A 19,188-nucleotide genomic window follows, 5' to 3' on the forward strand; every position below is an offset into this window, starting at 1 on the left:
ACGGCTATTGGAAGCCACACTTAGCGTGTAGGATGGGTGGAGGCGCGCACCCTTGTTGACGGCTGTTCGCGGTGGTTGGGTGCGCCGTAACCCATCTTCGGATGCGGATGCAGGTATGCGATGGGTTGCGCGCCGGAGTGGGAGCCGGCGGAGAGTTCAGGGGGGCGCTCCACCCATCCTACGCCCGGATGCAGTCCGGCCCGCTTATGGGTAAGGGCTATTGCCGTTGCGTCTCCGCCTGCTCCAGCTTCGCCGCTTCCGCCGCCTGCGCCTTGCGCTCCTGTTTTTTCTGCTCCACCAGCTCGATGTACTGCTTCGGGGTGAGGGTGGCGGCCCGCTCCGGGGACTCCTTCGGGGCGTAGTAGGCGTAGATGATGACGCCGATCAGCACCGCCACTATCAGAAGAAAGGGCTTCTGCTTCATTTTTTCCTCCGAGCCGACCACACCAGATGGGCTGACTATAACACGCGGTTCATTCCCTCAGGGTGATAATGGGCCAGCCGCGCTCGCGGGCATGCCGCGCCAGGGTTTCATCGGGATCGACCGCCACCGGGTGTTCCACCCGTTGCAGCAGGGGCAGGTCGTTGTGCGAGTCGCTGTAGAAGCTGCTTCCGGCCAGGTCCAGCCGATGCCGCCCCAGCCACTGATTCAGCCGGGTCACCTTGCCCTCCCGGAAACAGGGGGTCCCGGCCACGTTACCGGTATAGCGGCCGTCGACCATCTCCGGTTCGGTGGCGATCAGGTGTTCAACGCCGAAGGCGGCGGCGATGGGCGCGGTCACGAAGGCATTGGTGGCGGTGATGATCAGCAGGGTATCCCCGGCGGCCCGGTGCCGCTCCACCAGCGCCCGGGCGGCGGGCAGCAGGATGGGTTCGATCTTCTCCTGCATGAAGGCCTGGTGCCACTGTTGCAACTGGGCCGGGGAGTGCTCGCTCAACGGTTTGAGGGAGAAGCGCAGAAACTCGAAGATATCCAGCCGTCCCTCTGTGTATTCCTGGTAGAAGCGGTCGTTCTCGCGCTCGTACCAGTCGCCATCCACAATACCCTGTTCCGCCAGGAAGACGCCCCAGAGGTGATCCGAATCGCCGTTGAGCAGGGTGTTGTCGAGATCGAATATGGCTAATGGCAAGGTGGTGGCTCCGCTAAGAATGAGTCGCGCATTTTACCCCGGAAAGCGGCAGCGGAATCAATCCCTGCCCGGCCGGGAGAGAAAAACTGGCGGTTGCGGCCCTGCTGCCGCTCCCTGGTGGTTGCCGGAGTGTGGTGGAGTGTGGAACAATCAACTCAGTTTATTGATTCTTAAACAGGTTTTCCTTTGATTGATTCAGAAGGGTATAGACCTAACGTCGGCATTATACTGTGCAATAATCAGCGGCAACTTTTCTGGGGCAGACGGATAGGGCAGGATGCCTGGCAGTTCCCTCAGGGCGGTATCAACGAAGGCGAGACAGCCGAACAGGCGATGTTTCGCGAACTCGAGGAGGAGGTGGGGCTGCGTCGGCACCAGGTGGAGATCGTGGGTGTGACGACCGGCTGGCTCAAATACCGGTTACCGAAACGGTTTCTGCGCCACCACTGCAAACCGCTCTGCATCGGTCAGAAACAGCTCTGGTATCTGCTGCGGGTGCTGTGTGAAGAGACGGATTTCTGTCTGGATCACGCGCCCAAACCGGAATTTGACAGCTGGCGTTGGGTAAAATATTGGCATCCTCTGCGTGAGGTCGTCTATTTCAAGCGCAAGGTCTATGTGCAGGCACTTGAGGAACTGGCACCCCTGCTGTTTCCTGAAGGTGCGCCCGCGCGCGCGCAGACCAACTTCCTGCGCCAGAACAGGCGATGACTGATGATGCTTGAAGTGCTCCACCGGATTGTGCAGGAGGTCAACGCGGCGCCGGACCTGGGGGAGGCGCTGCGGCTGATCGTGCAGCGGGTGAGGCTGGCGATCAAGACCGACGTCTGTTCGGTCTATCTGACCGATTTCGATCGCCGTGAGCATGTGCTGCTGGCCACCGAGGGTCTGCGTCAGGAGGCGGTCGGCAAGGTCAGGCTGCCGATGCACCGCGGTCTGGTCGGCCTGGTCTGTGAGCGGGCCGAGCCGGTCAATCTGGACGACGCCACGGGTCATCCCCGCTATCTCTTTATCCATTCCACGGGTGAAACCGAATACCGGGGGTTTCTCGGTGTGCCCATTATCCAGAACCGCAAGGTGCTGGGGGTGCTGGTGGTGCGCCAGGTGGAGTCGCGCAAATTCGGCGATGACGAAGTCACCTTCCTGTTCACCCTGGCGGCACAGCTGGCCGGCGCGATCACCCACGCCCGGGCCAGCGGCGAACTGACCCAGCTGCAGCCTACCCGCAGTCCGCTGAACCGCTATCTCAGTGGCCAGCCAAGTGCGCCCGGGGTGGCCACCGGCAGCGCCGTGGTGGCCTATCAGCTGGCGGATCTTGACGCAGTGCCGGATCGGACCACCAGCAACGCCCCCGCCGAGGTGGCCGCATTCAGGGAGGCGGTCGCCCTGACCCGGCAGGAGTTGCAACTGCTCAAGGTGCGGCTCTCGACCGAGCTGCCGGTGGAGGAGCAGGCGCTGTTCGATGCGCTGCTGCTGATGCTGGAGAGCGACACCCTGGTCAGCCAGACGGTGGAGCGCATCGAGCAGGGGCAGTGGGCGCAGAGTGCGCTGCGCAGTACCATCGAAACCCACGCCCGGGTGTTCGACAACATGGATGACATCTACCTGCGGGAGCGCGCCTCGGACATCCGTGATCTCGGCCGGCGTGTCCTGACCCATCTGCAGATGGATAAACCCCGGGAGATCACGTACCCGAAAAAAACCATCCTGGTGGGGGATGATATCAGTGCCGTGCAGCTGGCCGAGGTGCCGGCGGAACGGCTGGCCGGTATCGTCTCCGCCAAGGGCTCCAGCTCCTCCCATGTGGCCATCCTGGCGCGTGCCATGGGGGTTCCCGCGGTGATGGGTGTGACCGATCTGCCGGTGGGGCGGCTGGAAGGGCTGGATATCATCATCGACGGCTACCGTGGGCGGGTCTATGTCTCGCCCGATCCGTCGGTCAGCGACGAGTATTCCCGCCTGGCCCGGGAGGATTCCGAGATCTCCAGGGAGCTGGAGGCGATGAAGGGGCTGAAGGCGGAGACCACGGACGGGGTCGTACTCCCGCTCCATCTCAATACCGGCCTGATATCGGATGTGATGACCGTGGGGCTGGAGGAGTCCGAAGGGGTCGGCCTGCACCGCACCGAGCTGCTCTATATCGTGCGTGACCGTTTCCCCGGCGAGGAGGTCCAGTTCGAGAGCTATCAGCAGCTGCTGGCCGCGTTTGCCCCGCGCCCGGTGATCCTGCGCACCCTGGATATCGGCGGCGACAAGCCGCTGCCCTACTTCCCGTTTGCCGAATCGAACCCGTTCCTCGGCTGGCGCGGGGTGCGCATCTCGCTGGATCATCCGGAGATCTTCATGACCCAGATCCGCGCCATGATGCGGGCCAATATCGGCCTGAATAATCTGCGCATCATGTTGCCGATGATCAGCAAGGTCTCGGAAGTGGATGAGCTGCAGATGTTGATCCGGCGAGCCCACGATGAGCTGCTGGAAGAGGGTCGTGGGGTGGTGATGCCGCCGATCGGGGTGATGATCGAGGTGCCGGCGGCGGTCTACCAGATTGGCGAGATCGCACGCCGGGTCGATTTTCTCTCCGTGGGCACCAACGACCTGACCCAGTATCTGCTGGCGGTGGATCGCAACAACCCCCGCGTCGCCGCCATTTTTGACGACATGCATCCGGCGGTGTTGCAGGCGCTGGTGCAGATTGTCGAGGGGGCGGCCCTCTATCGCCGTCCGGTCAGCGTCTGTGGCGAACTGGCGGGCAATCCCCTGGCCGCGGTGTTGCTGCTCGGCATGGGCGTGGACAGCATCAGCATGAGCGCCGGCAGCCTGCTGAAGATCCGCTGGGTGATCCGCAGCTACAGCCGGGCCCGGGCCAAGAGCCTGCTGCAGGCGGCGCTGCGTATGACCGACGCCCGCCAGGTGCGTGAGCTAATGGAAAAATCCCTCGACGAGATGGGCCTGGGCGGATTGATCCGGCCGGGCAAATAACCACCCGGGACTCCCGGGAGCCCTCCGGCGCGAATACCGTTCAGGCGCGGTGCCCCGGCCAATCGGCCCGGGGGCGGGCCTCCTACCGGACCAACTCCAATCCACGGACGACCCACCTGTAGGAGCGGCGCCTTGCCGCGATATCGGCCCGGGGGCGGGCCTCCTACAGGATTAACTCCAATCCACGGATAATCCCACCAGTGGGAGAGATGTAGGATGGGTGGAGGAGGAACGACGTAACCCATCAAACAGACAAGGACGCCTCGCACATATCGCCCCGTGCGCATCGTAACCCACCATTTGGCGGTCAGGAATCGGTGGGTTACGCGGCGCCCGGGACGTTGCTGCGGTCGGGAAGAGTCGTGGTGGTGCGCCGCTAACCCACCCTACTCGGCTACGAACTACCGCCAAACGGCGGAGTTACCGGTACTGCCGCAGGTACCACCACTCGAACAACCGTTTCAGCCAGTGAAACGCGCGCAGCTGCGGCAGGGTGATGTTGAAATTCGGGGTGCGCGCCACCAGGCTGCCGCTGGTCTGGCTGTCGACGATGCAGAACAGCTCCACCTTGAAGGTCCGCGCCGGTTGTCCTCCCTTGAGCTCCGTCAGCAGATTGGCCGCCGCGGCCTCCGCCTGCAGGTCGGCCATGTGCGCCTGTTTCGGCATCCACTCGGGGCCGGGATAGCTGCCGGAATCGCCGGCCACGTAGACCCGCTCCATGCCGATCACCCGACACTGGGCATCCGCCTGGATCAGGCCGCCTGGGGAGCGCGGCAGGTCGGTGTTGTCGAACCACTGGTTGCCGGTCATGCCGGGCATGAACAGGATCAGGTCGGCGTCGAATGCTCCCCCCTCGGTGATCACCTGGCGGTCGGTGAACTGTTTCATCTTGTGGCCCAGGTGGGTGTCGATGCCGCGTTTCTTCATCTCCCGCAGCAGGCCGCGCACCGCCTTGGGTCCGAGGCGTTGGCCGGGCTGCGCCGCCGGGCTGAAGAAGACCAGCTTAAACCGCTCCCGGCGGCCCTCGCGGCGCAGCTGCCGGTCGATACCGAAGAGGAATTCGAACATGGGCCCGCCGCGCATGGCCGAGGGCTCCTTCGGGTTGCCGGCGAAGCCGACCGCGATGGTGCCACCCGGCAACGCCCGCAACCGGTCGCGGATCTCGATGGCCGCCGGGATCCCCTCGCAGGGGGTGATGGCGTGTTCGATGCCGGGCAGCTTCTTGATGAAACGTCCGCCGGAGCAGATGATCAGGCCGTCGTTTTCGATCGCGCCACGGTCGGTCAACAGGGTGCGGCCCCCGGCTTCGATCCCGCTGGCCGAGCCCTGGTGGAAATTAACCCGCATGCGCCGGAAGAAGTTGCCCAGGTCGATGCGCAGATCCTCGGGCCGGCGCAGCCCGGAAGGGATCCAGATGGTGCCGGGCAGATAGGTGAACTCGGGGGCCGGCGCCACCAGGGTGATCTCGGCGGCCGGATCGGCGGCGCGCAGTTTCTGCACGGCGGTCAGGGCGGCGAAGCCGGCCCCGACAAGGGTGATTCTGTTCATCGCTATACCTCGGGGATCTTGTTATTGGCCGGGGGTGGCCCCGGTCGCTTTGGTGCCATTATATCGGTTTTGAGCGGGTCGTCTCCCTGGCATTGACAGCAGATGTAGGGTGATGAGTGGTACAGGGATATACCGTTTTCGGGCATAAACCGGTAGGCGCATCCACCAATGTCACTGGGTGGATAACCCCGTAGGGGCAGTTTCAGTTTTCGTTGATCTCTCGCCAAGACGCCAAGAACGCAAAGAAAACAAGGGTACGCCCTGCCTTTGCGTGCTTTGCGCCTCTGCGAGAATAATATTTCTGATTATTCATCCGGTTCGGCCATGGTTTGCAGCCTCATAGGGTGGATAAGCCGGTGGGCGCATCCACCAATGCCACTGGGTGGCAGTGTGCAGCCACGGTTGATTTCATCGGCAACGACTCCATATTGGGGCCATGGCTTTGACCGTGGGTATGGTATCTATCCGGGCAGTTGATCCGGGGGTGCGGTTTCCACTATTGTGCGTCTGCTACCCCGATCGACTACCCGGATTTACAGGCAACCGATGAAAAACTGGCAGGAGAGACAATTTTCACGGCCGCAGGCCGCCCGCCAGGGTGCGGCATAGGGATGTGCCGCATGAATGCGCTCGACATCAGCGACCTGCGCAAGGTCTACAAAAACGGCTTTGAGGCCCTGAAGGGGATAGACGTCAGCGTTGCGGAGGGCGACTTCTTCGCCCTGCTGGGGCCGAACGGGGCCGGCAAGTCCACCGCCATCGGCATTATCAGTTCCCTGGTCAACAAGAGCTCCGGTCGGGTGGAGGTGTTCGGCCACGATCTGGACCGTGATCCCGAAGGGGTCAAGTCCTGTATCGGCCTGGTACCGCAGGAGTTCAACTTCAATATGTGGGAGCCGATCGGCGAGATCGTGGTCAATCAGGCCGGCTTCTACGGCATCCCCCGCAAGGAGGCGTGGCAGCGCGCCGAGGAGAGCCTGCGCCAGCTGGACCTGTGGGACAAGCGCCTGCAGATGTCGCGCACCCTGTCGGGCGGCATGAAGCGCCGGCTGATGATCGCCCGGGCCCTGGTGCACCGGCCGAAACTGCTGATCCTGGATGAGCCGACCGCCGGGGTGGATATCGAGATCCGCCGCTCCATGTGGGAGTTCATGAGCGAGCTGAACCGCCAGGGGACCACCATTATCCTCACCACCCATTATCTGGAGGAGGCGGAGAGCCTCTGTCGCAACATCGCCATCATCAATCAGGGGCGTATCGTGGAGCACTCGCGCATGGACCAGCTGCTGCACCAGCTGCACACCGAGACCTTCGTGCTGAACCTGCGCGACCGCATCACGGAACTGCCGCAGCTGCAGGGGTTTGAACTGAAACGGCTGGATGAGCAGCGGGTCGAGGTGGCGGTGAGCAGCGGCCAGAGTATCAATCAGCTGTTTGAACAGCTCTCCTCCCAGGGGCTCGGAGTCACCTCGCTGCGCAACAAGCAGAACCGCCTGGAACAGCTGTTCATGAACATGGTGGAGAGCGCGCGTAACGGGGCGCTCCAATGACCCGTTACAGCCGCTATTGGACCGCCTTTCGGACCATCTTTACCAAGGAGCTGCTGCGTTTTACCCGGATCTGGCTGCAGACCATCCTGCCGCCGGTGATCACCACGGTGCTCTATTACATCATCTTCGGCAACCTGATCGGCTCGCGCATCGGCGAGATGGACGGTTTCCGCTATATCGACTTCATCGTGCCCGGGCTGATCCTGATGGCGGTGATCACCAACTCCTACTCCAACGTGGTCTCCTCCTTCTTCAGCAGCAAGTTCCAGCGCCATGTGGAGGAGCTGATCATCTCGCCGGTGCCCAACTGGGTGATCCTCGGCGGTTACGTGGCCGGTGGCGTGGCCCGCGGGGTGATGGTGGGGATTGCGGTCACCGCCGTGTCGCTGTTCTTCACCGATATCCAGGTGCAGAGCTATGGCTGGACCCTGGCGGTGTTCACCCTCACCGCGATCCTGTTCTCCCTGGCCGGCTTCATCAACGCGGTGTATGCCAACAGTTTCGACGACATCTCCATCATCCCCACCTTCATCCTCACCCCGCTGACCTATCTGGGCGGCGTCTTCTACTCCATCAACATGCTGCCCCCGATCTGGCAGCAAATCTCCCTGGCCAATCCCATACTCTATATGGTCAACGCCTTCCGCTATGGCCTGCTCGGGGTGTCGGATATCTCCATGGGGGTGGCCCTCGGCATCGTGTTCCTGTTTATCATTGCGCTCACCGGCTTCAGCCTCTATCTGCTCAACCGGGGCATCGGCATCAAGAGTTAGGAGTCTGTCGGGCTTGACGGCAGCAGCAGGCTGAATTCCACCGCGGAGTGCGCATCCAGGGTACGTGCCTCGGCATGCCCGCCGTGAAACTCACTGATCAGCCGTACCAGATAGAGTCCCAGGCCCATGTGGGGTTCGCTGGCGCCGGTTTTACGTATGGAAACCATGGAGGCAAACAGCTCCCGCTCCATCCCCTCGGGGAGGGGCGGGCCGATGTTGCGGACGCTCAGCCGCACCAGGCGCCGCTCGGTTTTTTTCAATATCAGCCGGATGGCGCTGCCGGGTTGATGGAAATCGACCGCATTGCTGATCAATTTATCCAGCGCCTGGCTGATCAGATCGGGGGCGCCGCGGATGATTACCGGTGCGTTGCAGCGGTCGAGTTCGAAAGTGACATCCGGAAAGGCGCTTCGATACCCCTCCAGGGCCATCTCCAGCAGGGCGCCGAGATCGAACGGCGCCAGTTCCGTCTGCAGCAGCTGCTGTTCCAGCCGGGTCGCTTCACGCATGCGGTGCAGGATCAGCCCGAGCCGCTCGATCCCCTCCTGGGCGCGCAGCAGATAGCGTTCCCGGTCGCCCTCCGCCGGGTCGCTCTGGAGGTTTTCCAGGGAAGAGCGGACGATGGTCAGCGGGGTTCTGAACTCATGGGCAAGCCGCGAGGCCATCGCCTCCAGGTAACGGTTGTACTCCGCGAGCCGATTCAGCACACCCGAGAAGCTGCGGCTCAGATCACCGATTTCATCGGCCGATTGATCCGCTGACAGGGTGCCCTGAATCCTGCCGTCACTGGTAACCGCCGTTTCAATGCGCTGGTTGAGCCGGCGGATACGGGTGGTCAGCAGACTGGCAAAACCGAGAATGGCGAGCCCAACGAACAGAAACAGCAGCAGGGTGGTACCGGTGATCTGTTCCAGTGCCTGATTCTGCAGGCTCAGTATCCGGTTGGTGGTCTGTTCCACCAGCACGGCCCCGGCCACACCGGCGGATGACTGGATCGGCCAGGCGGCGGAGAGGATGACCGCGCGCCCATCCGGCGTGTTCCTGCGTCGCGACTGTGGTTGGCCGGTCAGGGCGGCGTCGATCTCACGGCCCTGCAGGCGGGCGCTGCGGGTGAAGTCATCCTGGAAGTGCTCGCTGGGCTGATCCAGGATCAGGCGCATCAACGGCTGCAGCGGGGAGAAGCGCACCGGTTCATCGGCTTCGGTCACCGCCTCCGGGGGCTGCAGGCGCCCGCGCCGGGCCAACACCAGGCGCTGGTTGTTGACCACCCAGATACGGGCATTCTCGTGTTCCAGGCCGCCGATCAGGCGACCGATCTCCGGGTCCGGCCGCACCAGGCGGCCCAGTCGGGTGGGCTGGCCGTCGCCGGTGGAGCTGACCAGACGACGCGCCAGCGGTTGGGCCGGATCGTCCAGGTCCGCCACGGTGATGGCGATGCGCTCCCCCAGCAGGTAGCGGGGAATGCGCATTTCCAGGGTGTAGCCGCGCTCCGAGGTCTGCCACTCGCCCTGGATCCGGTCCTCGCGGCCGATCGGTTCGGCGCTGCTGCCGGCGGGGGCCGGCAGCCGGCGGGCGGTGACCCAGCCGGGGGCGGTCGAGGCCATACGGTAACGGCTGACCCCGCCGTCCGCGGCGCCCAGGGTGATGTCGACATAATCGCCCTGGTCCAGCCGGACGCTGCCCGGTGGGTGGTGCAGCACCTGCTGGTCATTCACCCGGAGCAACAGATAGAGGTGACCGGCGTCCTCGCCCAGGATGCTTTCGAACAGCCACTCCCCCTCGGCCGGATAACGCTGCAGGTTGCCCAGATAGGGCAGCCAATCCTCGGTGTAGCCATCCAGCTGGATCGGCTGCTCCAGCCGGTTGACATACTGCAGGGGGGTGCCCGCGTCGGCAGTTTCGCCATCCCGGGTGGAGTTGATAATGGCGGGACTGTTGTGGAGGATGGCGGCTACCGCCTGGGCCGTGCCCAGCAGCATGGTCTCCTGGGTCTGACGCAGAAACCGTTCGGTCTCCTGGATATAGCGATACCCGGCCCAGGGAATGGCCAGCAGGGAGAGGGAGACCAGCAGCAGCTTGAAGCGGATGCTCTGGAAGAAACCGCGCCTGGGGGTCATTCCGGAACGGGCGATGCGGTGCTGTTCCAGCGATAGCCGATGCCGTAGACGGTCTCGATGGCGTCGAAGTGGTGGTCACACTCCTCGAACTTGCGCCGGATGCGTTTGATGTGGGTGCTGATGCTGGTGGCGTCCACCAGGATGTTGGCAGCATCCATCAGCTGATCCCGGCTGCGCACGTGGCCGGGGCGCTGGCTGAGCGCGTGCACGAACCAGAACTCGGTCAGGGTCAGGTCGATCGGGGTGCCCCGCCAGCTCACCTGCAGCCGGTCCAGATCCAGTCTCAGCTCGCCGCGCAATAGCACCTTCTCCTCCCGGACCGGCTGCTGCAGCGCCTCCATGCGCCGGAACAGGGCCGAGATGCGCGCCGCCAGATGGGCCAGGCTGATCTCCTTGGTGAGGTAGTCGTCGGCGCCCAGGCGCAGGCCGGAGACAGTGTCCAGCTCACTGTCCCGGGCGGTGAGAAAGATGATCGGCAGGGTGGTGGAGCGGGCGCGCAGCTCACGACACAGGGTAAAGCCCCCCTCCATCTCGTCATTCAGGCCGATATCCAGGATCGCCAGGTCGGGCAGGCGCTGGCGGAAGGCGTCATTGGCCTCCTGGCGCGTGGCGTAACCCTTCACCTCGTAGCCGTGGCGGCGCAGCAGGTCGGCGTAGTTTTCCCGGATGGCGGGTTCGTCTTCAACAATGGCAATCAGTTTCTTCATGGTGTCCGGGGATGGCTTTTGCCGCTCACTCTACACCATATCCGGGCCGCTAATAAGTGGGTGCCTTCGCTACAGCTGTCGCTGCTCCCGCAGCGGAATCACCGGGGCCGGCTGACGATCCTGGTGGAAGCAGTGGTTGAGCAGGAAGTCGACGATCGCATCCGGCTGATTGAGATTCAGTACCGGGATGTGACAGGGTGGGGTGGCGAGGCGGTCATCCGTGGCGATGGCGATGATATCGGGGTCGTCCGGGTAGAGCAGCCGTTTGCCGAGACTGGGACGGTGCAGCTCGATCTTCGGAATATGCTCCTTTTTGAACCCCTCCACCAGGACCAAATCCAGGGTGGTGGGGTCCAGGGCCTTGAGCAGTTCGGCAAGGGTCGGCTCATCGGTTAGCCGTTCCGGCAGTTCGGTGATCAGGGCGATGCGGTTACGCGACGCCACTAGCATCTGTTCCGCCCCCGCCTTGCGCAGCCGGTAGCTGTCCTTCTCCCGGTGGTCGATTTCGAACCGGTGATGGGCGTGCTTGATGGCGCCGATGCGCAGCCCCTGGCGTTTCAACAGCGGCAGCAGTCGGGTCAGCAGGGTGGTTTTCCCGGTGCCACTGAAGGCGCTGAAACCTATGAGCGGGAGCGGGAATTCAATCATACGTATTCTCTCCTGGCCGGTTTTCGCGGCGCCGTTCGATGGTTCGGCGGATGACCGCTTCTAACCATAAGAGCAATAACAGTGCCAATGGGTTTACCTGGGGTGGTTCGATTATTGCCTTGCATTCCCGCGGACCGATTGGAAGAAAATCCACAAAAGGGGCGGTTTGTCAGAGTGGATGGGCCTGTTTGGCCGGGGTGAGGAGGGGAAAGAGGGGGCTACGGCCCGCTACAAGGTCAATTTGTCTTGGTGCGCCAGCTGGCAATTGCGTCAAAATGTCCCATACTTCGTGAGCGCTACACGGATTTTTTGCAGTCGTTCAGGGTGAAACCTGACTGGCTCCCGGGATCGATATGGGCTGATCGGTCATCCGTATGCAATAGAACGATGAGATGTCGAGGAGTCCGTCGGGCTTGACCGATCGTAGCGAGGGAAAGCCGGTTTGAGCCAGATTTTTCGATCTTTCGAGGCGAATAGTGGACCTATTTAACGAGAAAGATCGGGAAATATGGCCAAATCCGGCTTTTCCGCAGTAGATCAGCGTTAAGTCTGACGGACTCCTAGAGGACGCCCTGTTTTTTCTTATTCGATTATCAGAATCCAAAGGTAAGGTGGTGAAGGTGGGAGAGCATGTCATGGATACCCTCGAGGTGGAATCAAGTACCCGCATGACCTCGGTATTGATTGTGGATGATGAGCCCGGGATACGCAGTTTCCTGCAGCGTGGCTTGCAGAAGTATTTTGGCCTGGTGGAGACCGCGGAGAGCGCCACCGCCGCCGAAATACTGCATGAGCGCTGTTATTTTGATCTGATCATTGCCGACATCCGCTTGCCGGGGCGTACCGGCGTCGAATGGGTGACCGAGTTGCGTGAGCAGGGGGCCGCAACCGGCGTGATCTTCATGACCGCCTACGCCGACCTGGAGACCGCCATCGCCGCGCTCCGCGCCGGCGCGGAGGATTTCATTATGAAGCCTTTTCGTATGGAGCAGATGATGGCCTCGGTGCAGCGCTACATGGATCGCCAGAAGATGCAGCGGGAGAATTTTGTGCTGCGTCGCCAGGTGGATCACCTGTTTGACAAGTCGGGCATGGTGGGGGAGTGCGAACTGATCCGTAATCTCTGCCAGGTGATCAAGCGGGTGGCACCCATGCCGTCCACGGTACTGATCGAGGGCGAGTCCGGGACCGGCAAGGAACTGGCGGCCCGGGCCATCCACGAGTGGAGCGGCCGCCCCGGCAGTTTTGTGCCGGTGAATTGCGGGGCTATATCGGCGGAGTTGCTGGAGAGTGAGCTGTTCGGCCATATCAAGGGGGCCTTCACCGGGGCCCACCAGGCGCGCGAGGGGCTGTTCACTTACGCCAACGAGGGGACCCTGTTTCTGGATGAGATCGGCGAGATGCCGCTCTCCATGCAGGCGCATCTGTTGCGGGTGTTGGAAGAGCGCACGGTACGCCCGGTTGGTTCCAACAAGGAGGTGCCGGTGGCGGTGCGGATCATCGCGGCCACCAACCGCGATCTGAGTGAGCTGGTGCATAGCGGGGCGTTTCGTGAGGATCTCTTCTACCGGTTGAATGTGCTCTCGATCCGCATGCCGTCGCTACGGGAACGATTGGGAGATATTCCGGTGCTGACGGACCATTTCAGCCGCTCCCTGGCGGCTGAGCTGGGCGTCGAACCGCCGGTGTTTTCGCCCACCGACCTGGCCTGCCTGGGCAGCTACGACTGGCCGGGCAATGTGCGCGAGCTGAAAAATGTGATCGAGCGCTGCCTGCTGCTCAACAGTAGTCCGAGCCAGTGTCTGGGCAAATCACTGGCCGGCGGTGAAGCGGTCGCCGCGGCGGACGCCGTCGGCGATCTGCAGCTGGAGAGCGTGGAGAAGCGGCATATCCTGCGGGTGCTGGAGAGCGAGGGGGGCAACAAATCCGCTGCTGCCCGGCTGCTGGGCATCTCCCGCAAGACCCTGGAGCGGAAAATCCAGGTCTGGGGGATGGTGGGGTAGAGCGCCTTTATTTTTCCCGAAATCAGGGATCAGATGGGAATGGCACTTAATTAGGTAGTCTATTCCCGTGAAAGTAAGTAGATCGTCATCCCGGCGCAGGCCGGGATCCATATCCACCAATGGTGGTCGCTTCTCTGGATTCCGGCCTGCGCCGGAATGACGGGAGTTTTAAGCTTAACTAAGTAGCATTCGGATCAGATGGGGAAACCGAATCTGTTTTTAAAAGTGATCGGGCGGATCCAGGGGACGCTGCGTTACAAGCTGCTGACCCTGGTGCTGTTCCCGATCGTGCTGATTATGCCGATTGCGCTGGCGCTGGCCATCTACTGGGGGGCCAGCACCACCTACGCTCAGCTTTATCTCAAGGTGAACACGGACCTTTCGGTCTCCCATGATATTTTTCGCCGCATCCGCGAGGATTATCTGGCCCGGTTGGGACGCCTGACCGAATCCTACAGCTTTCGCACCGCCCTGGAGGCGCAACAGCTCGATGCGGTCCAGACCCAGCTGGCGGCACTGAAACGGTCGGCGGGATTTACCTACCTGCGTCTGCTGGATCGTCAGGGCAACCTGTATGGGCGTCCGGCGGACGGCGCGGTGCCGGCAAAGTCGTCCCCGTCCCTGGTGGCGGCGCTGCGTGGCGAGCCCCGGGTGGCGGTGGAGATTTTCGACCAGGCCGAGCTGGAACGGATATCCCCTGCGCTGGCACGGCAGAACCGGCTGCCGCTGATCGACACCGACAAGGCCCGGCCCACGCGCAGAAACACCGAAGACCGGGCGATGATGATCCGCGCGCTACACCCGGTGGAGGATACGCAGGGCCGGCTGGTGGCGGTGGTGGAGGGGGCGGTCTCCCTGAACGGGAATTTCGCCTTTGTCGATACCATTCGTGACCTGGTGTATGGGCCCGGGAGCCTGCCGGAGGGGAGCATCGGCACGGTGACCGTGTTTATCGATGATGTGCGCATCACTACCAATGTGCCGCTGCGTCCGGGAGAGCGGGCACTGGGTACCCGGGTCTCCAACGAGGTGCGTAGCCAGGTGCTGGACCGGGGTGAGGCGTGGATCGACAGCGCCTTCGTGGTCAACGACTGGTATCTCTCGGCCTATGAGCCGATCGAGGACGTGCACGGCCAACGGGTCGGCATGCTCTATGCCGGTTTTCTGGAGGAACCGTTCAGAACGGCGCTGTGGCGGGCGCTGGGAATGCTGGTGCTGCTGTTTCTGCTGCTGATGGGGATCTCCTCGCTGCTGGCGGTGGTGGGGGCCAAGTCGATATTCAAGCCGCTGGAGAAGATGAGCCAAGTGGTCCGGGCCACCCGCGCGGGGGGTGCGCGGCGGGTCGGTGCGCTCGCCTCGCGCGACGAGATCGGCGAGCTGGCGCGCGAGTTCGATGCGATGCTGGACCTGCTGGCGGAGCGCAGCCGGCAGATCCAGGCCTGGGCCGATCAGCTGGAACACAAGGTCGAAGAGCGAACCGCCGAACTGCAGAGCAAGAACCAGGACCTGCAACGCACCATCCGCGCCCTGCGGGAGACGCGCCAGCAGCTGGTGGTGGCGGAGAAGCTGGCGGCGCTGGGGGAGCTCACCGCCGGGGTGGCCCACGAGATCAACAACCCGGCCGCGGTGATGCTCGGCAATCTGGATCTGATCACAGCCGAGCTCGGACCGGCCATCAAACCGGTGGAGCAGGAGATCCGCCTGGTGATGGAGCAGATCTACCGGATCAAGGATATCGTCAACAATCTGCTGCAGTATGCGCGGCCCGATGAGTATGCGGGTTACCTGACCCAGGTGGACGTCAACGGCGTGGTCGAGCACACCCTGGCACTGGTCAGGCACCTGCGCAAGCAGCGGGAGTTCGTCATCAACCTGTCGTTGCAGGCGACAGGAAGCGTGGAGATCAACGAACAGGAGCTGCAGCAGGTCATTGTCAATCTGGTGGTGAATGCGGTCCATGCCCTTCCCGCCGGGGGCGGCGAGATCGAGATCAGCACCCGCGACTGGAAGGGGCAGGGGGTGGTCATCCGGGTCCGGGACAACGGCATGGGGATGGATGACGAGGCGATCGGCCGGGTCTTCAATCCTTTTTTCAGCACCAAGCGCACGGGCGAGGGCAGCGGCCTCGGCCTCTCGGTCAGTTATGGCCTGATCCGGCGCTACGGCGGCAATATCACCGTCACATCGAAACCCGGGGAGGGCGCCTGCTTCTCCGTCTGGCTGTTGAGCGAGCCGGTCATGGCGACGGATGAAGAGACCATCGAGGAGCAGTTGCATGCCCTGCTCTAGGAGCCGGGCGAATCAATGCCGCGATAAGAGGCATCGCTTACCCCACCCTTCGACCCCTCTCAAACAACGCTGAGCGGCTGCGGAAAGCCCGGAGAATCGGGCTCAAATTGGCGTTAAGCTATAGTTTTTATGTAACTGCTCACGGGGTAAGGATGTAGGGTGGATAAGCCGGTAGGCGCATCCGCCAATGCTCACGGGGTGATTGTCCTGCCTTGCCGGCCTCACGTGATGGCTTGTCTCCTCGAATCCGGCCCCATTTTCAGCGCCTGCCCAAACTCGCTTCGCTCAAACAAGGGCAGGCTTGAATCTGAGAATGGGGCCGGATTCGAGGTGCCATCAAGATCGGCCAACAAGGCAGGCCAATCACGTACAGACCGGGTGAGTAGTTACGTTTTTATAGGATATTCGCCGTAATCCTCCCGTGGAGGGTAGGCGCGGGGTGGGGTGCCGGGATATGATTCCGGCAGCGGATACCACGAAACCGATTGAACAAGGGTGGCGTAATGGCAGATGAGCACGGTTTATTCATTGAGCAAGAGCTCGAGAAGCTGGACAAGCAGCGTCGGGAGATACTGGATCAGCACACCCGGTTGCTGGAAAAGAATGCCTATCTGATCCAGTGGGGGCTGGTGGTCTCCGCCATGCTGGCCGATGGCACTATCACGGTGGATGAGTGGAGTACCCGCTGTTTCCAGTACCTTGAAGGAGATCGTCTGGGCATCGCGTTGAAGGGGCTCAACGCTCCCGAATAACGCTGCTTTCCTGCCCGGCCGGTCTACTCATCCCCCCAGACCAGATCACCGGCACCCTCCAGATCGTAGCCGTTCAATATATCCGCCATGGCCTGGCAAGGCTGGGATTTCAGCCGCGCCAGGAGATCCTGAAACAGCCGCCTGAACCAGATTGCCCGGGGCAGTGCCAGATCGAATGAAACCCAGCCGAAGGGGATGAATTCCATGCCATATTCGGTTGCGGTGGCCCGGGTGCCGGGTGCGATATCGGCCCGCTGCATGGCAATCGCGGCGGCGGCTTGCCGCTCGGACAGCGCGGTAAGCGCCCCGTTCAACTGATCCTTGTTGATCCCGTAGTGACTCAACAGCTCCAGCAGGAAACGCTGCGCCCCCGACCCGGTCTGGCGCAGCACCCAACGGTGTCCGGGATTGAACAGCTGTTGCGGGTTATCGAGCCGCTCGGCAATCTCCCGACGCATCACCAGTCCCTGTTCCCGTTTGAAGGCGCGGATCAGCACCCACTGGCGGTGCTGCGAGTACTGGCTCAGCAGTGCCGGATGGCGCACGTGACTCTCCGCCTCCGGTCCCCAGTGAATGCCGCTGGCGTCGACCCGGTTGGCCTGCAGCAGATCCAGCCCCAGCCGGGTGCTGGTGGGCGTATAGCTGATCAGGGCGTGAGCCCCCGTCTCCCGGGCGAACTCCTGGATCAGGTAGTAGAGCAGGGGGTCCTCGCCGCCGGAAATCACCAGGCGGTCGCTGAGCAGGCCGCCATGGGTGGAGTCCAGCATCCAGCGGTCCACCAGTTCGCGCGGAAACATCCATTTGCCGGTAATCTTGGTGGCGGGGATACCGCCTTCATTGATCAGCGAGTAGATCTTTTTCTCATTCAGGTGCAGGTACTCGGCCACCTGTTTGACACTCATGAATGCATCGTTGTGGGGTGACGTCAAGGCAGCCATCAATGAATTCCCTGTCTCCATGGGGTGAATGCTTCGAGATCAGGCAAATTTCGTACCGCACTGCCCGGCACCACCCGGGGCGATTGTCTGGGAGTCTGTCGGACCTAATGCTGATTTACTGCGGAAAATCGGGATTGGGCCAGATTTTCGGCTCTTTTTCATTAAATGGGTCCACAAGTCCATCCTTGGGCCCGTAAACGGTGCATTCCCGCACCACTTCTCCCCTGTAAATATCGGTCTCAAACCGGCTTTCCCTCGCTACGATCGGTCGAGCTCGACAGACTCCTGGCGGCGGTCTGTTGCCCGTTTCCGCCCCATTCACGGAAAACCGTGTTGGGCAATTGGGCCGATTTGTACCAGTTGCCGGGGAGTGTTCGGACAAATTGCCACATTTCCGCCCGATTCTGACAGCGGATTGCCCGTTCAACGAAACTCCTCTGCCACCCGGCTCCCGTTTAATGTCCGCAACACAACAGGCAACCGGCGCAAGTCAGGATGACTGCCTCACCAGGGAAGGTGCGCTGGACCATTGGGCCTGTCAATAAATAACTACTACGTCTTGCTGGTCTTTTCGTCCGCCTTCGGCGTTACGGCAAGACTTGCATAGAACGACTATGCGCGCCTTGCCGTGCCTTGAAGGCAAACGCCCCATCAGTTTAAAGAAAGCTCGGCGCAATCCGTAACAGTGATTTCTTTCCAGGCCCTAACAGGAGCAAGCGATGAACCGAAGTGTACTTTTTTCCCTGCTGGCCGGCGTGATGCTGTCCGGCAACGCCCACGCCTATCAGTCGCCGGGATGGGCCGTGGACGGGGGCCTGGAGCAGTGGCGGGGTGGCGACGTGGCGGGTAGCGAAAACCGCTACCCGGGGGAGTGGCAGGGGGGCGGGGTCGGAGCGGTTGCCGGTGCGCTGCTGGCCGGGCCGCCAGGCTTTATCGTCGGTGCCGTTGGCGGTGCGCTGGCGGGACGCAGTGCGGGACTGGAATCCGACCTGCACAGCGCGCGGCAGGAGCTGGCACGACTGGAGCGGCTGCACCAGGCTGAGGCCGGTCGCCAGCGCCAGCTCGAGGAACGGCTGGCATCGGCGGAGTGGCGAGGCAGGCAGCAACTGCAGGCCATCGCCGGTGGCTTTGTCTATCGTCTCTATTTCCGCACCGGGCAGAGTGTAATAGAAGCGGATGATCGACTCGCCCTGGAACGGCTGGTGGTGGCGTTGCAGACCCTCGCCGGGCTGAACATCGAGGTGCACGCCTATGCGGACCGTCGCGGAAGCGAAGAGGGCAACCGGGCACTCAGCCAGGCGCGCGCCCAGGCGGTGGTGGAACAGCTGCTCCGGCATGGCCTGGAGAGCGGACGTATTGTCCATCAGGCGCACGGGGAAGCCGCGGCCCGCTATCCCGCCGCCGACCGGGAGGGGCTGGGTTATGACCGCCAGGTGGTGATCCGCTTCCGCGACGGTGCGGCGTCATGAACCGCCGCATTCAACCCTTGAGCGAACAGTTTATCTACTGTTCCCCGGAGGCGATGAGCCGGGAACTGTACCGACTGTGCCCGGTCCCCGGGCCGGTTATGACCAACACGGGTAACTACTCACCCGGTCTGTATGCGATTGGCCTGCCTTGTTGGCCTCACACGATGGCTTATCTCCTCGAATCCAGCTCCTTTTTCAGCGCCTGCCCAAACTCGCGGCGCTCAAACAAGGGCAGGCTTGAATTTGAAAACGGGGCCGGATTCGAGGCGCCATCAAGATCGG

General features: G+C 62.5%; 15 protein-coding genes. 8 read left to right on the top strand and 7 right to left on the bottom strand.

All coding sequences use genetic code 11. The features are described from left to right. Nucleotides 1-217: 217 nt before the first annotated feature. Together NPX02_RS16090 and NPX02_RS16095 are read right to left on the bottom strand one after the other, a co-directional pair. Nucleotides 218-424, bottom strand: coding sequence for a hypothetical protein (locus NPX02_RS16090; protein ID WP_260294802.1), 207 nt, complete (start codon nucleotides 422-424; stop codon nucleotides 218-220). 49 nt (nucleotides 425-473) lie between these two features. Then, nucleotides 474-1,130, bottom strand: coding sequence for a histidinol-phosphatase (locus tag NPX02_RS16095; RefSeq protein ID WP_260294804.1), 657 nt, complete (start codon nucleotides 1,128-1,130; stop codon nucleotides 474-476). 186 nt (nucleotides 1,131-1,316) lie between these two features. On the opposite strand from NPX02_RS16095, the gene NPX02_RS16100 reads away from it, so the two are divergent. Next, nucleotides 1,317-1,841, top strand: coding sequence for an RNA pyrophosphohydrolase (locus tag NPX02_RS16100; RefSeq protein ID WP_260294805.1), 525 nt, complete (start codon nucleotides 1,317-1,319; stop codon nucleotides 1,839-1,841). 6 nt (nucleotides 1,842-1,847) lie between these two features. Further along, on the top strand, nucleotides 1,848-4,112 hold the full coding sequence (gene ptsP / locus NPX02_RS16105) for a phosphoenolpyruvate--protein phosphotransferase (RefSeq protein WP_260294844.1): 2,265 nt from the start codon (nucleotides 1,848-1,850) through the stop codon (nucleotides 4,110-4,112). Between the two features lie 420 nt (nucleotides 4,113-4,532). On the opposite strand, the gene NPX02_RS16110 is transcribed toward ptsP, so the two are convergent. Next, nucleotides 4,533-5,660 (bottom strand): NAD(P)/FAD-dependent oxidoreductase, encoded by a 1,128-nt coding sequence (locus NPX02_RS16110; protein ID WP_260294806.1) that lies wholly within the window; start codon nucleotides 5,658-5,660, stop codon nucleotides 4,533-4,535. A gap of 620 nt (nucleotides 5,661-6,280) precedes the next feature. Here NPX02_RS16110 and NPX02_RS16115 point away from each other — a divergent pair. Both NPX02_RS16115 and NPX02_RS16120 read left to right on the top strand, forming a co-directional pair. Beyond that, nucleotides 6,281-7,210, top strand: coding sequence for an ABC transporter ATP-binding protein (locus NPX02_RS16115; RefSeq protein ID WP_260294807.1), 930 nt, complete (start codon nucleotides 6,281-6,283; stop codon nucleotides 7,208-7,210). Then, the gene (locus NPX02_RS16120; RefSeq protein WP_260294808.1) at nucleotides 7,207-7,983 is read left to right on the top strand and encodes an ABC transporter permease; all 777 of its coding nucleotides are present in this window, start codon (nucleotides 7,207-7,209) and stop codon (nucleotides 7,981-7,983) included. The genes NPX02_RS16115 and NPX02_RS16120 overlap by 4 nt, the downstream gene beginning before the upstream one ends. Here the strand turns inward: NPX02_RS16120 and pdsS are convergent. The 3 genes from pdsS to mobB form a co-directional block, all read right to left on the bottom strand. After that, nucleotides 7,980-10,100, bottom strand: coding sequence for a proteobacterial dedicated sortase system histidine kinase (gene pdsS / locus NPX02_RS16125; protein ID WP_260294809.1), 2,121 nt, complete (start codon nucleotides 10,098-10,100; stop codon nucleotides 7,980-7,982). The two genes, NPX02_RS16120 and pdsS, sit on opposite strands and share 4 nt — an antisense overlap. After that, complete coding sequence (pdsR, locus tag NPX02_RS16130; protein ID WP_260294810.1) at nucleotides 10,097-10,807, bottom strand: proteobacterial dedicated sortase system response regulator; 711 nt, start codon at nucleotides 10,805-10,807, stop codon at nucleotides 10,097-10,099. The genes pdsS and pdsR overlap by 4 nt, the downstream gene beginning before the upstream one ends. Before the next feature lie 69 nt (nucleotides 10,808-10,876). Then, nucleotides 10,877-11,455, bottom strand: coding sequence for a molybdopterin-guanine dinucleotide biosynthesis protein B (gene mobB, locus NPX02_RS16135; protein WP_260294811.1), 579 nt, complete (start codon nucleotides 11,453-11,455; stop codon nucleotides 10,877-10,879). 635 nt (nucleotides 11,456-12,090) lie between these two features. On the opposite strand from mobB, the gene NPX02_RS16140 reads away from it, so the two are divergent. The 3 genes from NPX02_RS16140 (at nucleotide 12,091) to NPX02_RS16150 (ending at nucleotide 16,499) form a co-directional block, all read left to right on the top strand. Continuing rightward, complete coding sequence (locus NPX02_RS16140; RefSeq protein WP_260294812.1) at nucleotides 12,091-13,458, top strand: sigma-54-dependent transcriptional regulator; 1,368 nt, start codon at nucleotides 12,091-12,093, stop codon at nucleotides 13,456-13,458. A gap of 198 nt (nucleotides 13,459-13,656) precedes the next feature. After that, nucleotides 13,657-15,747: a sensor histidine kinase gene (locus tag NPX02_RS16145; protein WP_260294813.1), complete on the top strand. Its 2,091-nt coding sequence runs from the start codon at nucleotides 13,657-13,659 to the stop codon at nucleotides 15,745-15,747. A gap of 503 nt (nucleotides 15,748-16,250) precedes the next feature. Continuing rightward, on the top strand, nucleotides 16,251-16,499 hold the full coding sequence (locus NPX02_RS16150; protein WP_260294814.1) for a hypothetical protein: 249 nt from the start codon (nucleotides 16,251-16,253) through the stop codon (nucleotides 16,497-16,499). A gap of 23 nt (nucleotides 16,500-16,522) precedes the next feature. On the opposite strand, the gene NPX02_RS16155 is transcribed toward NPX02_RS16150, so the two are convergent. Next, nucleotides 16,523-17,401, bottom strand: coding sequence for a helix-turn-helix transcriptional regulator (locus NPX02_RS16155; RefSeq protein ID WP_260294815.1), 879 nt, complete (start codon nucleotides 17,399-17,401; stop codon nucleotides 16,523-16,525). 755 nt (nucleotides 17,402-18,156) lie between these two features. Here NPX02_RS16155 and NPX02_RS16160 point away from each other — a divergent pair. Continuing rightward, a complete protein-coding gene (locus tag NPX02_RS16160) occupies nucleotides 18,157-18,906 on the top strand; it encodes an OmpA family protein (protein ID WP_260294816.1) in 750 nt (249 codons plus the stop codon). The last annotated feature ends 282 nt before the right edge of the window (nucleotides 18,907-19,188 follow it).

It is taken from the genome of Sedimenticola hydrogenitrophicus, from assembly GCF_025175675.1.
Classification (GTDB): domain Bacteria; phylum Pseudomonadota; class Gammaproteobacteria; order Chromatiales; family Chromatiaceae; genus Sedimenticola; species Sedimenticola hydrogenitrophicus.

What these genes read in the sequence shown, in the direction of transcription:
- NPX02_RS16090 (WP_260294802.1), bottom strand. Translation starts at nt 424, where the DNA reads ATGAAGCAGAAGCCCTTTCTTCTGATAGTGGCGGTGCTGATCGGCGTC.
- ptsP (WP_260294844.1), top strand. Translation starts at nt 1,848, where the DNA reads ATGCTTGAAGTGCTCCACCGGATTGTGCAGGAGGTCAACGCGGCGCCG.
- NPX02_RS16110 (WP_260294806.1), bottom strand. Translation starts at nt 5,660, where the DNA reads ATGAACAGAATCACCCTTGTCGGGGCCGGCTTCGCCGCCCTGACCGCC.
- NPX02_RS16115 (WP_260294807.1), top strand. Translation starts at nt 6,281, where the DNA reads ATGAATGCGCTCGACATCAGCGACCTGCGCAAGGTCTACAAAAACGGC.
- NPX02_RS16120 (WP_260294808.1), top strand. Translation starts at nt 7,207, where the DNA reads ATGACCCGTTACAGCCGCTATTGGACCGCCTTTCGGACCATCTTTACC.
- pdsS (WP_260294809.1), bottom strand. Translation starts at nt 10,100, where the DNA reads ATGACCCCCAGGCGCGGTTTCTTCCAGAGCATCCGCTTCAAGCTGCTG.
- pdsR (WP_260294810.1), bottom strand. Translation starts at nt 10,807, where the DNA reads ATGAAGAAACTGATTGCCATTGTTGAAGACGAACCCGCCATCCGGGAA.
- mobB (WP_260294811.1), bottom strand. Translation starts at nt 11,455, where the DNA reads ATGATTGAATTCCCGCTCCCGCTCATAGGTTTCAGCGCCTTCAGTGGC.
- NPX02_RS16140 (WP_260294812.1), top strand. Translation starts at nt 12,091, where the DNA reads ATGGATACCCTCGAGGTGGAATCAAGTACCCGCATGACCTCGGTATTG.
- NPX02_RS16145 (WP_260294813.1), top strand. Translation starts at nt 13,657, where the DNA reads ATGGGGAAACCGAATCTGTTTTTAAAAGTGATCGGGCGGATCCAGGGG.
- NPX02_RS16150 (WP_260294814.1), top strand. Translation starts at nt 16,251, where the DNA reads ATGGCAGATGAGCACGGTTTATTCATTGAGCAAGAGCTCGAGAAGCTG.
- NPX02_RS16155 (WP_260294815.1), bottom strand. Translation starts at nt 17,401, where the DNA reads ATGAGTGTCAAACAGGTGGCCGAGTACCTGCACCTGAATGAGAAAAAG.
- NPX02_RS16160 (WP_260294816.1), top strand. Translation starts at nt 18,157, where the DNA reads ATGAACCGAAGTGTACTTTTTTCCCTGCTGGCCGGCGTGATGCTGTCC.